Source organism: Sulfurimonas crateris (genome assembly GCF_005217605.1).
In the GTDB taxonomy this organism is placed as follows: domain Bacteria; phylum Campylobacterota; class Campylobacteria; order Campylobacterales; family Sulfurimonadaceae; genus Sulfurimonas; species Sulfurimonas crateris.
The window spans coordinates 67,171-80,630 of record NZ_SZPX01000007.1; the positions used below are offsets into that span (position 1 = coordinate 67,171).

At 39.6% G+C, this 13,460-nt stretch carries 19 protein-coding genes; 12 read left to right on the forward strand and 7 right to left on the reverse strand.

Going from position 1 to position 13,460, the window contains the following annotated elements; genetic code table 11:
* Positions 1-67 precede the first annotated feature (67 nt).
* Together FCU45_RS09395 and FCU45_RS09400 are read right to left on the reverse strand one after the other, a co-directional pair.
* Entirely contained in the window at positions 68-394 is a 327-nt protein-coding gene (locus FCU45_RS09395; RefSeq protein ID WP_137014629.1) for a hypothetical protein, read from the reverse strand.
* Positions 395-592: 198 nt separating this feature from the next.
* The gene (locus FCU45_RS09400) at positions 593-784 is read right to left on the reverse strand and encodes a hypothetical protein (protein WP_137014631.1); all 192 of its coding nucleotides are present in this window, start codon (positions 782-784) and stop codon (positions 593-595) included.
* A 119-nt stretch (positions 785-903) separates the two neighbouring features.
* Between FCU45_RS09400 and FCU45_RS09405 the strand changes: the two genes are divergently transcribed.
* From FCU45_RS09405 to FCU45_RS09415, 3 genes are all read left to right on the forward strand, one after another.
* Complete coding sequence (locus FCU45_RS09405) at positions 904-1,281, forward strand: hypothetical protein (RefSeq protein WP_137014633.1); 378 nt, start codon at positions 904-906, stop codon at positions 1,279-1,281.
* Between the two features lie 161 nt (positions 1,282-1,442).
* Complete coding sequence (locus FCU45_RS09410; protein ID WP_137014635.1) at positions 1,443-2,339, forward strand: glycosyl transferase; 897 nt, start codon at positions 1,443-1,445, stop codon at positions 2,337-2,339.
* On the forward strand, positions 2,332-3,537 hold the full coding sequence (locus FCU45_RS09415) for an MFS transporter (RefSeq protein ID WP_137014637.1): 1,206 nt from the start codon (positions 2,332-2,334) through the stop codon (positions 3,535-3,537). Before FCU45_RS09410 ends, FCU45_RS09415 begins: the two co-directional genes overlap by 8 nt.
* A 21-nt stretch (positions 3,538-3,558) precedes the next feature.
* Here the strand turns inward: FCU45_RS09415 and FCU45_RS09420 are convergent, their stop codons facing one another.
* Together FCU45_RS09420 and FCU45_RS09425 are read right to left on the reverse strand one after the other, a co-directional pair.
* Positions 3,559-3,939, reverse strand: a complete 381-nt coding sequence (locus FCU45_RS09420) for a hypothetical protein (protein ID WP_137014639.1) — start codon at positions 3,937-3,939, stop codon at positions 3,559-3,561.
* Complete coding sequence (locus tag FCU45_RS09425) at positions 3,936-4,505, reverse strand: precorrin-2 dehydrogenase/sirohydrochlorin ferrochelatase family protein (protein WP_137014641.1); 570 nt, start codon at positions 4,503-4,505, stop codon at positions 3,936-3,938. Before FCU45_RS09425 ends, FCU45_RS09420 begins: the two co-directional genes overlap by 4 nt.
* A gap of 139 nt (positions 4,506-4,644) precedes the next feature.
* On the opposite strand from FCU45_RS09425, the gene ahbA reads away from it, so the two are divergent.
* The 5 genes from ahbA to FCU45_RS09445 are packed head-to-tail and all read left to right on the forward strand — an operon-like array spanning position 4,645 to position 7,201.
* Entirely contained in the window at positions 4,645-5,643 is a 999-nt protein-coding gene (gene ahbA / locus FCU45_RS09430) for a siroheme decarboxylase subunit alpha (protein ID WP_137014643.1), read from the forward strand.
* 9 nt (positions 5,644-5,652) lie between these two features.
* Complete coding sequence (locus FCU45_RS09435) at positions 5,653-6,060, forward strand: hypothetical protein (RefSeq protein ID WP_137014645.1); 408 nt, start codon at positions 5,653-5,655, stop codon at positions 6,058-6,060.
* A gap of 3 nt (positions 6,061-6,063) precedes the next feature.
* Positions 6,064-6,225: a hypothetical protein gene (locus tag FCU45_RS11620; protein WP_170175854.1), complete on the forward strand. Its 162-nt coding sequence runs from the start codon at positions 6,064-6,066 to the stop codon at positions 6,223-6,225.
* Positions 6,222-6,512, forward strand: a complete 291-nt coding sequence (locus FCU45_RS09440; RefSeq protein WP_137014647.1) for a hypothetical protein — start codon at positions 6,222-6,224, stop codon at positions 6,510-6,512. The genes FCU45_RS11620 and FCU45_RS09440 overlap by 4 nt, the downstream gene beginning before the upstream one ends.
* Positions 6,512-7,201 (forward strand): Rossmann-fold NAD(P)-binding domain-containing protein, encoded by a 690-nt coding sequence (locus FCU45_RS09445; protein WP_137014649.1) that lies wholly within the window; start codon positions 6,512-6,514, stop codon positions 7,199-7,201. The genes FCU45_RS09440 and FCU45_RS09445 overlap by 1 nt, the downstream gene beginning before the upstream one ends.
* Here FCU45_RS09445 and FCU45_RS09450 read toward each other — a convergent pair.
* Entirely contained in the window at positions 7,198-7,398 is a 201-nt protein-coding gene (locus tag FCU45_RS09450) for a hypothetical protein (protein ID WP_137014651.1), read from the reverse strand. The two genes, FCU45_RS09445 and FCU45_RS09450, sit on opposite strands and share 4 nt — an antisense overlap.
* Positions 7,399-7,465: 67 nt before the next feature.
* Between FCU45_RS09450 and mtnK the strand changes: the two genes are divergently transcribed.
* The 4 genes from mtnK to FCU45_RS09470 all read left to right on the forward strand — a co-directional run bounded on the left by mtnK (position 7,466) and on the right by FCU45_RS09470 (position 12,343).
* Positions 7,466-8,692 carry an S-methyl-5-thioribose kinase gene (gene mtnK, locus FCU45_RS09455; RefSeq protein WP_137014653.1) on the forward strand — a complete coding sequence of 409 codons (1,227 nt, stop codon included), beginning with the start codon at positions 7,466-7,468 and terminating at the stop codon, positions 8,690-8,692.
* Complete coding sequence (gene mtnA / locus FCU45_RS09460; RefSeq protein WP_137014655.1) at positions 8,682-9,761, forward strand: S-methyl-5-thioribose-1-phosphate isomerase; 1,080 nt, start codon at positions 8,682-8,684, stop codon at positions 9,759-9,761. Before mtnK ends, mtnA begins: the two co-directional genes overlap by 11 nt.
* A gap of 4 nt (positions 9,762-9,765) precedes the next feature.
* Positions 9,766-11,727, forward strand: coding sequence for a bifunctional aldolase/short-chain dehydrogenase (locus tag FCU45_RS09465; RefSeq protein ID WP_137014657.1), 1,962 nt, complete (start codon positions 9,766-9,768; stop codon positions 11,725-11,727).
* An 85-nt stretch (positions 11,728-11,812) separates the two neighbouring features.
* Complete coding sequence (locus FCU45_RS09470) at positions 11,813-12,343, forward strand: YaeQ family protein (protein ID WP_137014659.1); 531 nt, start codon at positions 11,813-11,815, stop codon at positions 12,341-12,343.
* Positions 12,344-12,390: 47 nt separating this feature from the next.
* Here the strand turns inward: FCU45_RS09470 and FCU45_RS09475 are convergent, their stop codons facing one another.
* Both FCU45_RS09475 and FCU45_RS09480 read right to left on the reverse strand, forming a co-directional pair.
* The gene (locus FCU45_RS09475) at positions 12,391-12,837 is read right to left on the reverse strand and encodes a hypothetical protein (protein WP_137014661.1); all 447 of its coding nucleotides are present in this window, start codon (positions 12,835-12,837) and stop codon (positions 12,391-12,393) included.
* A gap of 155 nt (positions 12,838-12,992) precedes the next feature.
* Positions 12,993-13,412, reverse strand: a complete 420-nt coding sequence (locus tag FCU45_RS09480) for an FKBP-type peptidyl-prolyl cis-trans isomerase (RefSeq protein ID WP_137014663.1) — start codon at positions 13,410-13,412, stop codon at positions 12,993-12,995.
* Positions 13,413-13,460 lie beyond the last annotated feature (48 nt).

Below are 13,460 nucleotides of genomic sequence, written 5' to 3' on the forward strand. Positions count from 1 at the left end.
ACTCCATACGGATTTTTTTGCCACTGTACCCTCCTATAAATTATGGGTCAATATATATATTAGTAGATCAGTGTTCGTTCTCTTCGTGAACACGATCTTGCATGTAATAGACTGCATGAGGAAGTAATAACAGCCCCAAAGCAGCAACAACTAAAGCCTTCGCCGTAAAATCATTTACATGCATCAAACTTCCCATTAGATACAAACAGTAAGCTGTTAATACCCAAAATATGTAGCCAAAAGGCATGGCCCAATTTTTAAGAAGTTTAACTTTTACAGCTGTATATATACCAACATAGAATCCTCCAAATACTAAAACAAGAGTAGAAGAGACAAAAATTGTCAAGAAATCTTCAACAAGAATGTCTTGTGTCATCAAAACCTCACCAACCATTTTCACTCTCCTTACAATTACTAAATTTTTCAGAATCAAGAGAAGTTTAGTCCTAATTAATTTAAAAACTGTTGATATACGTCAATTTTTCTATTAAAGTTAAAAATTAAGGTTTATTTTAGTATTAGTGTAACAATCTGAAACATATTTGGCTATTTTTATTAGCTTTGCTAATGGAGTTAGATTATATTTTAAAGATTACATAAAGTGGAGCAGAGATGAGAGAGTTACCGCAAATATAAGTGTTGTAGCGACAGAGACGATTCGTTTTTGCTTCTCTTGGAGGTCATATTTTTCCTGAAGATAGTCACCGAGCTTTATACCGGGGTATACAGAGAACATTAGCATAGGAACAGACATGACAAGTATAAGGACAATATCTTGAAGCATTATAAAGTAACTCTTTTCAATTTTATTTTTAAGTTTGTCATTATATCATTGATTAATTAATTTTTTTTAAATATAATTAATTTTACGCAAAATTTAATGTGTACTATAAAGGAAAAAAGATGAAAAAAATGTTCTCAATAGTAGTTGTTTCTGCTGTGACTCTTATATTGTCTGTGGGGTGCAGCGGTGGTTTGGAGATGGGCGCAAAGGGGCCTGAGGCGATTTCGGAAAATGCAATATATGTGGGTCATCATAGTAATGAAAATGTATTAGAGGCTATAAAGATCGCCGGAGTAAAAGAGGGGTGGCGTGTTACTGAGTTTAAGAGTAATGCTGTGATAGTCGAAAAAATAATCGGCGATAAAACGGTTTCTTCAACTGTAGTATATGAAAACGAGCAGATCGCAGGTGATAATAAAAATGCGCCAATGGATGAGCTTTTAAAACTTAGACAAGCGATCGTAGATGAGTTGAAAAAAGAGGGCTTGGATCACTAAACTCTCTATATAATAATATACTCTAATTGCGGAGAGATTAATCGTCTCCGCAAAGAGCCTGCTTCAAAAACTGTTAGATTCTCATCTATTTAATTAAATTATCTCAATATTAGCCAAATAACTATATGATACTAAAAACTAAAAAGCACAAAGAGATAATAATGGATTTTTTCAAATATATTCACGCCGTAGGAACTGGTGAAAAAGGCAATAGAAATTTGACCTTTGAAGAGGCAAAAGATATGATGGAGCAGGTTTTAAACAGATCTGCATATGATGAGCAGATAGCCGCTTTTTTACTCGGATGGAGGCTAAAACCTGAGACAATTGATGAGTTTAAAGGCGTTGTTGCGGCGTGTGACGGATTTATTCAAAAAAGAGCAGTATCAAACTCTATAGAGCTTGGCTATCCCTTTGACGGCAAGCAGAATAATCCTTTTATTTTTCCACTTGTCGCAAAAGTGCTGGAGGAGTCAGAGCTTAATCTTGTTGTAGTCGGCGATGAGTTGACACCTGCAAAAAAGGGTATAACTCTTAAAGAGGTGGCTACAAATATTGAGCTGAATAAAAATATACACTATTTTGACAGAGCAGATTTTTTTAAAGAGATGCATGAATTAACGTCGATGCGTATGAGACTTGGACTTCGCACGGGGCTAAATACCATAGAGAAACTTCCAAACGTCGCATCGAGCGAGTATGCGATCACTGGTGTTTTTCATAAGCCGTTCGTTAAAAAGTATGTGGATACTTTTGCCGACAGATATAAAAGACTCGCACTTATTCAAGGCAACGAAGGCACTCCTGAGCTCTTTAGCAAAGGACGCCTCTGGATAGCAGAGAACGAAGAGGTAGAGGAGATCATAGTTGACCCTGAGTATTTCGGGATAAACTATACGAAATCTTGGGAGAAGATAACTCTTGAGGAGTCGCTGGAGCAGACAAACAACCCCTCAAATGAATTTTTAAAGTTGGCAAAACTTAACGCTGCTGTTTTTCTTTTTGTTGCTCAAAAAGCCGCAACCATAGAAGAGGCTTATGAAAAACTAAATGGATAAATTCTCTAACCATGTAAAAAATATTCTGCATGGTTTCTTTTTGGCGATCGGGACTACCATTGCCGAACCCTCTACGATTTTGCCGCTAATAGTAAACTACTTCGGCGGCAGTTCTATGCTTGTAGGTTTTTTTGCAGCCCTTCTTCGCGGAGGCGCGATCGTAGTGCAGTTATTTGCAGCTTTTCACGCTCAGACCTACAAGCTCATGATGCCATATCTTCGCAGAATCTTTTTTATAAGATTTTTGTCGTGGTTCCTCATAGGCGTTGCAATTATACTCTTCGGTGAAAACTATCCAAATATTACACTCGCTTCCATCGGCTTTGGGCTCTTTATGTTCTCTTTTAGTGCAGGTTTTGCCGCAATTTACTTTAGAGAGATAATGGCTAAGATATTTTCTCACTCTTTTCGCGGAAAAACAATGGCATACAGGCAGTTTTTCAGTGCGGTAGGCGGTCTTATAAGCGGTGCGCTTGCTGCTTGGATATTGGAGTCATTTGAGCCGCCCCAGAGTTACGGCTATCTCTTTATAATCAGCTCTTTTATTATGGGTTTTGGATATTTGGCATTTGCCACTGTAGATGAGCCGGTGAAAGAGGAGGTCTCTAAAAAAGAGAGTTCGTTTGGAAAGTTCTTAAAAAACTCATATGCAATCTTAAAAGCGGATGCTCATCTGCAGACTCAGGTCACTACTTTTCTTTTGGCATACGGATACTTAATAGCACTGCCGTTCATTATTCTTGATGCCCAGCAGAAGATAGATCTTGACGGTATAGCGATAGGTTCTTTGATCACGACTCAGATGGTAGGAGCGATGCTTAGCAACTTCTTGTGGGGAACTCTCAGTGGACGTGGGTACAACACATTGACTGCAAAAATCTCTATATCTCTTCAGATAACTGCTATACTCTTGGCCACCAACGCATCATCGCTTTATGAATATATGCTTATCTTCTTTTTGGTAGGCGCTTCAATAGACGGAAACCGCATAGCATCCAGCAATCTTATATTGAAGATAGCACCTGCGGATAAACGACCGATCTATATAGCGCTACAGATGAATATTGTCTCATTGGGGATATTTTTCTCGATTATAGGCGGAGTTGTTTTGCACTTTTTCAGTTACACAGTACTCTATACAAGTTCTGTTATCGTGCTGCTGGCTGCTCTATTTCTATCTTGTAAGATAAGAGAGTAGAGCCAGTCTGTTTTTTGGAGGCTAGATCCCAAAAAAGTTTTTAAGAAAATCTCTCTCTTTATCGTTCTCTATAAAGATCCTAGCAACACTCTGATTGTTCTCACCGATGACCAAAACCTCGTTATTTTCAACTCTTAAGTGCTCTTTACCCCAGTTTTTATCAAGTTCATCAAGTCTAAAGAGAAACTCTTTGGCACTTGGGCTCTCTTTCTCCCCGTTTCGTTTGTCAATTATATTTAGTCCACCGACCTTTTTTTCGACTACGTATGGGCTATAAACTTTTATAGCTTTGTAGATACGCTCCTCTTTTGCTGTTTCTGGAATTGCTCTTTTCATTGAGACGATCCCCAAAATCAAAAAGGCTGTAAAAAATCCAAATATTAGTGCTTTTTTTAAACTCATCTTCTTCTCCATCTTTTAATATACTCCTCCGCTTTTTTATCAAGCATATTCATTCTCTCTCTCCCTTTTGGAAGAGTCTCTCTTAACTCTCTCATCTCTTGTAAAAAAACAGATATATCTGAGGGGATAACTTCTTGAAGGTATCTTTTAAGATGCTTTGCAACTGCAGGAGAAGCTCCTGAAGTGGATATCGCAATAGTCAGGTCATCGTTCTTCAGATATGATGGAAAGATAAAATCACAATACTCCACCGAATCTACAGCATTGCAAAGAGAGCCGTGTTCTCTTGAGTCTTTAAATATCTCCGCTTGAAGAGGTATGTCGTCAATTGCAACAATAACGATTGCAAAGCCCTCTATATCTCCCTTGCTATAGCCTCTTTTTTCAAAGTGTAAGCCGTTGTCGTCAATGGCCTTTTGCATATCTTCAGAGAACTCAAGGGCTATTACGGATATCTCAGATGTAAAATCCAAAAGGTGTTTTAGTTTTTGATAAGCTATAACCCCGCCACCGACTATAAGGATCTTTTTATTTTCAAGTTTTAAGAAGGCCGGAAAATAACTCAATCTATCTCTTTTCGTCTCTATTTAAGTGACATAGTATCATACTTTTTTTAAAACTCTTATTGATAGACATCAACTCTAATTAATTGAAATTAGATTACAATCGACATAAATAAATATAATGAATGGAACAGTAATATATATGAAAGATGAAATTTTATCGCGTATTCAAAAGAAGTTTCCTTTGGTGGCAAAACCCTTTAAGGCGATCGCTGATGAGCTGGGTATGAGCGAGGATGACGTTCTTGAGATCTTACGTGAACAAAAGAAGGGCAATATAATTCGTCAGACGTCGGCAATATTTGACACCAAGAGACTCGGTTATATCTCTTCTTTGGTGGCATTTAAGATCCCTGCAGACAAAATAAGCGATGCGGTTAAAATAATAAATTCGCATCCTGGCATCTCACACAACTATGAGAGAAATCACGATTTTAACATCTGGTTCACTCTTGCCGTGGCTCCAAACTCAAAACTAGGTCTTGAAAAAACGCTCGAAGTTTTGGCTGAGGCTACGGGAGCAGAGGAGTATATAATGCTTCCTACCCTAAAACTTTTCAAGATAAACGTAAAGCTCAACACTACAGGAAAAGATGAGAAGAAAGAAGAAGTAAAGAGAGTAAAACACAGTGATATTGAGCTTACTCCTCTTCACCATGCAGTAATCAGACGCGCTCAATATGACATAGATATAGTAAGCGAGCCGTTTAAGAAAACAGTAGATGAGCTGGGAATTGATTACGACAGATTCTTTGGTATTTTGGATGAACTCCAAGAGGCAGGTGTTATGAGAAGGTTTGCTTCGATCCTAAATCACAGAAAAGCTGGATTTAGTGCTAATGCTATGGTGGTGTGGGATGTTGATGAGGCAAACGGAGAGGCAATAGGCGAAAAAGCTGCTGCATTTAGCGCGGTTTCTCACTGTTATCTTCGTCCTAAATATGCGAATTGGCCATATAACCTCTTTACGATGGTTCACGGTAAGAGCACGGATGAGACAAATGGTATCATTGCCGAGATGGCGTCTGAGATAGAAGCAAAAAGTCATATGCCTCTTTACAGCTCTAGAGAGTTTAAAAAGGTAAGAATAGAGTACTTTACTCCCGAGTTTGAAGCTTGGGAAGAGCAGCACGGAAATTAAGGAGCCAAGATGAGACTTTTCTTTGAATTAGAGGGTGCGTATATAATAATAGCTATTTTCATACTGGTTGTCACGGCGATAGTGACAACCAGAGATTTTCTGCCAAAGGGCGCATTTAAAAAAGGGATGATCTCTGTATCTCTTCTGCTTGCCATAATGATAGGGGCTCACTACAGCCTTACAACTTCAAGAATGCATAATGTAGAAGCTATGTTTAACAACGGTGATACAGTTGTTTGTGAAAACAAGATGCGTAGAACAGCTTCAAGATCCGTGCTTATATCTAAAGAGATGGGCTGGAGCGTAGAGGATCATCTCTTTAAAAACAGCGACTACGAGAGAGATTTTCACACCTCTAGATGTATAGAGTGGACAGGTATGCACTCTGACCTTCTAGATGAGAATAAGAGTAAATAACAGATGAAAGAGGCGCTTAAGCGGTATGGACTTGCGATCTTTTTTTTGTTGGCTATTTCGGGTCTGATGGTACTTGGAACAATGGGCGTGCGAATGCTGGGCGACAAGATGATTGAGGGAACTGATATAGAGATGAAACCAAGAGGAGAACATTTAACAAGATGAGTCTTACAGTAATACTTATAGTAGCTGTACTTCTTAGTATAGCTTTTCACTTTATCGGCGTTTATGCGGGTGCGAAGAAGACAGTTTGGCTGATGATAGTTCTGTTTTGGGCAGCGGGCATAAACTTGGCAATGAGCGAGATCAAGCCAAAAGGCTACAAAGAGATCGAGAGTATGAAGGGCGAGTACAGCGATACCGACAAGCTTATTGAAGAAGCGGGTGAGAGTGTATCGATCTATGAGATGCTAGCGATCAAGAAGAGCTATAACATTAACAAGAAAAAGTGATGAGCGAGAGTATCGGTATTGTCGGATGCGGTTGGCTTGGAGAGCCTCTGGCTCTTGAGCTAAAGAGAAGTTACGATGTTGAGTGCTTCAAAAGAGAGAGCACATGGCAGGATGACTCTTTTTGGCAGCGCGACACTATTATAATCGCTATAAACACGAAAGATAACTACCTAGAGACACTTCAAAAAATAGCCGCATTTACAAAACCCTCATCTAAAATAATCCTAATGAGTTCGACATCCATCTACAGAGAGTTTGACTCAGACGTGGGTGAGAGCGCTAAGATCACCAAACGCTCTCTTATAAAAGATGCAGAAGATTTGATGCTGGGTTTAAAAGAGAGAGTTCTTATTTTTAGGCTCGGAGGACTTATGGGAGAAGACAGGGTTGCTGGAAGATGGAAGAGCGCTACCGATTTTAGTGACGGTTTTGTCAACTACATCCATAGGGATGATGTTATAAATATTGTGAAAAAAGCTCTAAAGATGGGTGTTGATAGAGGAATTTATAACCTTGTGGCACCACAGCACCCTACAAGAAAAGAGATCCATGAAAAGAACAGTCAAAAATATGGCTCAGATATAGGAACTTTTAGCGGATTTACAAAGAGAAGAGTTTTGTCGGGCAAGATAATCAAAGAACTTGACTATACTTTTTTGCATCCAAATCCGCTTGAGTTTTGGGATTAATTGCTTCTTGCCAGTGCCGCAAAATCGATCTCTTGGGTCTCTTTTTCCTCCTCTTTTAACTTTTTGTCCTCTTCAAAACTGCCGGTGCTAAAAGTGTAGTCGCTGCTTTTGAGTATGCACCCCTTCATTCCGGGAACACACTCCTTTTTTATAAGCTTACAGTACCCTTTATAATCATGTTGACAAGTCCAGCCCATCATAAAACCTTATCGTGGCGAAATAATAGTGAATTATGATACAATTTTTTAAATAAAGAGGAAAAATATGGATTATAAAAAGCTGGATAAAACAACCGTAGTAGAGTATATATTAAACATAAAAAAGATAATAACCTACTTTGGTTCGGATGATCTGATAGCCGATGAGATAGGGGATGGGAATCTTAACTATGTCTACAGAGTAAGCTCTGCACAAGATCCGCAAAAGAGCCTTATCGTAAAACAAGCCGTTCCATATCTTAGATGTGTGGGCGAAGAGTTCTCCCTTACAAGAGAGAGAATGACGTACGAGATAAGGGCTCTGCAGAAGTTTTACAGCATATTTCCAAATTTTATACCAAATATTTATCATGCCAGCGAAGAGATGAGCTTAGTCGTTATGGAGTATCTAGATAGCCATATAATTATGCGAAAAGGGCTGATTGAGAAAATAAAATATAAAAACTTTAGCAATCATATATCTGCATATATGGCTGCTACGCTCTACTATACTTCATCTCTGTACCTTAGCAGTGCTCAAAAAAGAGAGCTCGTAGAGAGATTCAACGGCAACAGGGAGCTGTGCAAACTGACCGAAGATCTTGTTTTTAGTTTTCCTTTTATGGACCATGAGACAAACGATAATGAGAACGTAGAGAACAATCCTGATGCACAAAAACTTTTTTCGGACATGGAGTTTAAAGAGAAGGTGTTGGAGCTCAAATATAAATTTATGACGCAAAGTGATGCGTTGCTGCACGGGGACCTGCATACAGGCTCTATTATGATAAATGAGAATGAGACCTACATAATAGACCCTGAGTTTGCATTTGTGGGTCCTTTTGGTTTTGATGTCGGAGCTCTTTTGGCTAACTTGGTGAACAACTACATCCATCACAGTGTTGTTACAAAAGATGAGGATTACAAGAGCTGGCTTTTGGCAACCATTAAAGATGTTTTAGAGAAGTTTAGCGAGAAGTTTTTAAGCTTTTGGAGCGAATCAAAAGAGTCCGCTCTACTTGTAGATGGCTACCTTGATGAGGTATCACTGAAAAAATACAAAGAGAGATTTGTAAAAAATATTTTAAGAGATAGTGTCGGATTTGCAGGCTGTAAGATGGCTAGAAGAGTTTACGGCGTTGCGGGAGTAGAGGAGATAAGAGGGATCGAGGATGAGGCTCTTAGGGCCGAGGCTGAGAGGATGGCTCTAAAAATTGCCAGAGAGTTTGTAATAAAGTACGACAAGATTGAGAGCATAGATGAGATATTGGAGATAATGAAAAATGCAGGGTAACTACAAAGCGTTATGGTTAAATGATGACCTTTTTGATGAGTGTCTGGAGGTGATTGACCAGAGACAGCTCCCGTTTGTCTATGACACAAGACACCTTACAAATACCGAGGAAGTCGTAAATGCGATAAAAAATATGACAGTTCGCGGTGCTGGAGTTATCGGCAGCGTTGCGGCATTTGGGATCTATATAGCCGCGATTGAGGTCGAGGGAGATTATGAAGCGCTCAAAGAAAAAGCCGCTTTGATAAGAGAGTCCCGCCCTACAGCGGTTAACCTTATGTGGGCAGTTGATAGGATGATGGAGCTTTTAAAAGATTCGGATGATTTAGTAGATGATGCAAGAGAAGCAGCCATAAAGCTAAACGACGAAGAGGCGCTTGAGAGCCAAAAGATAGCAGAGTACGGCTGTAACATCATTGAAGATATTTTAAAAAAGAGCGGTAAAACAGAGATAAATATTTTAACTCACTGCAATGCAGGCTGGCTGGCAGTTATAGATGAGGGAACGGCGCTTGCACCCATCTATGAGGCACAAAGAAGAGGAATAGACGTTCATGTGTGGGTTGATGAAACCAGACCTAGAAATCAGGGAGCCTCACTCACCGCATGGGAACTCTCCCAAAGCGGCATAAAGCATACAATCATAGCCGACAATACGGGCGGACATCTTATGCAGCACGGAATGGTGGATATGGTGATTGTCGGGGCGGACAGAGTAAGTGCCAACGGTGATGTGGCAAACAAGATAGGAACATACTTAAAGGCACTCGCTGCACACGATAACAACGTCCCTTTTTATGTTGCAATTCCGACATCAACTTTTGACTTTGAAATCAGAGACGGCGTAAAAGGGATTCCCATCGAAGAGAGAAGCGCTGATGAGGTTAGATTTATAAAAGGAGTGGATAGCGAAGGAGTGGTGCGTGAAGTGCGTATAACTCCTGAGGATTCTCCGGCTATAAACTACGGTTTTGATGTAACTCCGGCAAGACTTATAACAGGGCTTATAACAAACAGAGGAGTTTGCGAGGCAGATTTCGATAAAATTCAAGAAAAATTTAGAGGATAATATTTTGACAAGTTTATGGGATAATGAAGAAGCAAGCAAATTTAAGAGCGACTTAGATCTGAGAGTTTATACCTCAAGACTGCTTGGGCGTGATGCCTCTTTGGTTCTTCACGGCGGCGGAAACACATCTGTAAAATCAACTGCTACAAACCTTTTTGGCGATGTTGAAGATATACTCTATGTCAAAGGGAGCGGCTGGGATTTGGCAACTATAGAGGCGGAGGGATTTGCGCCCGTAAAGATGGATATGCTTCTGAAAATGGCGGAGTTAAAAGAGTTAAGCGATACCGATATGGTTAAATATCAAAGACTTGCCATGACAAACCCATCTGCTCCAAACCCATCAGTTGAAGCGATACTGCATGCGATTATCCCTTTTAAATTTGTTGACCACACGCACACCGATGCTGTTGTAACCATTACAAACACGCAGGGCGGCGAAGATAAAATCAAAGAGCTTTACGGTGAGAGTGTTTTGGTTATTCCATACATTATGCCAGGTTTTGTTCTTGCAAAACTTATCTACGATATGACGAGAGATGTTGATTGGAGCAAGTTGGAGGGGATGGTTCTTATGAATCACGGACTCTTTACATTTAGCGATGATGCAAAGAAATCTTACGAGAAGACGATAGAGCTTGTGGATAGAGCCGAGAGGTATCTTGAGGCTAAGGGTGCAACTCTGAATGTAGAAAAATCTGACGTCTCTTTAGAGCTTCTAACTTTGGCAAAAATCCGCAAAGAGGTCTCGAATCTAAAAGGCAAAGCGACTATTTCTATCTTAAACGAGAGCGACTTGGCACTCCACTTTTCAAGGCAGAATGTTGAAAAGATCGGTCTGCAAGGACCTCTTACACCTGACCATGTTATAAGAACAAAGAGAGTCCCCGCTATTTTATATGATGACTTTAGAGCAGATCTGGCAGAGTATATAAAAGAGTATAAAGAGTACTTTGAGGCAAATAAAACCACGGAGACTCTTCTAAATCCCGCACCTAATTTTGCGATTTTAAAAGGAGGCGGGGCGCTCTCTTTTGGTGCAAATGCAAAAGAGGCAAATATCATCAAAGATATAAACGACCACACCTTTGAAGCGATACTAAAAGCCGAAAAACTTGGCGGTTACAAAGCTCTAAGTGCACAACATATCTTTGAAGTTGAGTACTGGTCGCTTGAACAGGCAAAGCTAAAAGTCGGCGGAAAATTGCCTGAGTTTAGCGGAAAAGTTGCAGTTGTAACGGGAGCGGCAAGCGGAATAGGGCTTGCAATCGCAAAGATGTTAAACTCTAGAGGCGCTGCAATTATGGCTCTTGACATCAACCCAGAAGTTGAGAAAATCTTTGCAAAGAGCGATGCTATCGGCGTGAAATGTGATTTAACATGTAGTAATGATATTCAAAATGCAATAGAGAGAGCAGTTAAGAGTTTTGGCGGTATCGACATAGTTGTAAGCAATGCAGGCATCTTTACGCCAAGTGAAAATCTTGATAGCCTGAGCGATGAGAATTGGCAAAGAAGTATGGATATAAATCTTACTTCGCACCAAAAACTTATCAAATATACTGCACCGTTTTTAAAACTTGGCGTTGATGCAACGGTTATTATGGTCGCTTCTAAAAACTTTCCAGCTCCCGGAAAAGGTGCGGCAGCTTATTCGGTGGCAAAAGCGGGGCAGACACAGCTTGCACGTATTGCCGCGTTAGAGCTTGGAGAGTTTGGAGTGCGCGTAAACACGCTTCACCCGCACGCTGTATTTGACACGGCTATATGGACGGAGGAAGTTTTGGCTAATCGCGCAAAAGCCTATAACATGAGCGTTGAGGAGTACAAAACGAACAATGTGCTCAAAACCGAGATAAGATCAGATGATGTTGCAGAACTAGTATGTGCAATGGCGGGAAGAGCGTTTGCAAAAACAACAGGCTCCCAAGTCGCAATAGACGGCGGAAGCGACAGGATAATCTAATTTATCTGGAGAATATAGACCTTTTATGGGATTGTTCTCTATTGCCGCATACTCTCTTACAAAAAGAATCGAGAAAAGGAAAATTATGGCTGCTAACGCGACTATTTACAAAGCTTCGCTAAATGTTGCAGATATGGATCGCAACTATTACGCAGAGCATAATTTCACTCTTGCCAAACATCCATCAGAAACGGAGTTGCGCCTAATGATAAAGCTGGTTGCTTTTATGTTAAACGCAGATGAAAATCTGCTCTTTACCAAAGGTATTTCACAAGATGATGAGCCGGATTTGTGGCAAAAAGCTCTTAATGGCGATATAAAACTCTGGATAGATTTGGGTCAGCCGGATGAAAAACGGATCAGAAAAGCGTGCGGACGCTCTGAGAAAGTTATTATCTACATGTACCAAGAGGGAAGCGCTTTGGCGTGGTGGAAGCAGATGCAAAGCACTCTTGGGCGTTTCAAAAACCTCTCTGTTCGTTATCTCAATATAGAGGGAGATTTAGAGCTTTTGGCTAAGAGAGCAATGGAGTTGCAGTGCAATATCAGCGACTTTGAACTCACAATTATCGATGATGATAAAAGCGTTGTAGTAAAAGAGGATATATGGAAATAGAAGCGGAGATAATTTAAGGGCACTCTCTTTGATATATAATATATCAACTACTTTAGAGACAGCATTCTTCTTATATTTTCAGGCATTGCATCCAGGGCAAAGACCTTTTGGCTCTTTATGTAGCTTGGAAGTTTATAATCTTTTGAGTTTATAAGAGAGTAGAGTTTTGAAAGAGATTCGTTCTCTATCTTTTTATATTTGACATCCATCTCTTTTGCAATGCGAAGAAAAAATGTCAAAAGAATCGCTTCTACCTTCTCGCTGACCGATGTTTTATATATAACATTCTCAAACTCTTTTCTCATTGTCAATATGTTGTATTCACAGAGTTCATCCAGTTTATCTGGGTTTTCTGTGCCGAAGTACTCCAAAATATCTAAGATAAGATCAAGAAACATCTTGTTTGTCTTATCGATCGTCATATTGTGTTTTTCTAAATACTCTTTAAAAGAGAGAATATCTTTTTGTATGTTTTTAAAATAGGGTTCATGCATTCAAATATCCTATATTGTTATAATAAAAATAACATTTTATATTCGAATTATAGCACATTTGATTTTATAGGGGTTTAATTTTAGAAGATAGATTTTTTTATTTAAAAATAGTAGATATTTAGAAGCTGGTTGTCAATGTAAAGAGCCTGTGCTCTTTACTTTACTGAGAGGATGTTAACGTCGAAGTTCAACTCTTTTCCAGCCAATGGATGGTTGAAGTCAATAAGCACTTCGTCATCTAGGATATCTTTTACGACAACTTGGATCGGGTTGCCATCAGGTCCTTGACCTTGAAGAGGAAGACCGATTGATAGCTCTATGCCTTCAAACTGCTCTTTTGGGATTCTTTGCATCGCCTCTTCGTTATACTCTCCGTAAGCTTCGCTTGCAGGAACTACGATAGAAGCCGATTCGCCTTCACTTAACTCTGCTATTCTAGACTCTAAGCCAGGGATGATCTGTCCTGAGCCGAATGTAAACTCTAACGGTTCTTGGTTAACATTGCTATCAACAACATTTCCTTCCACTTTTACTTCATATTCCATAGAAACTACTTGATTGTTACTAATAGCCATCTGTTCTCCTTTTTTTTGTAATGGGTACTATAACTAAATAGATTTACA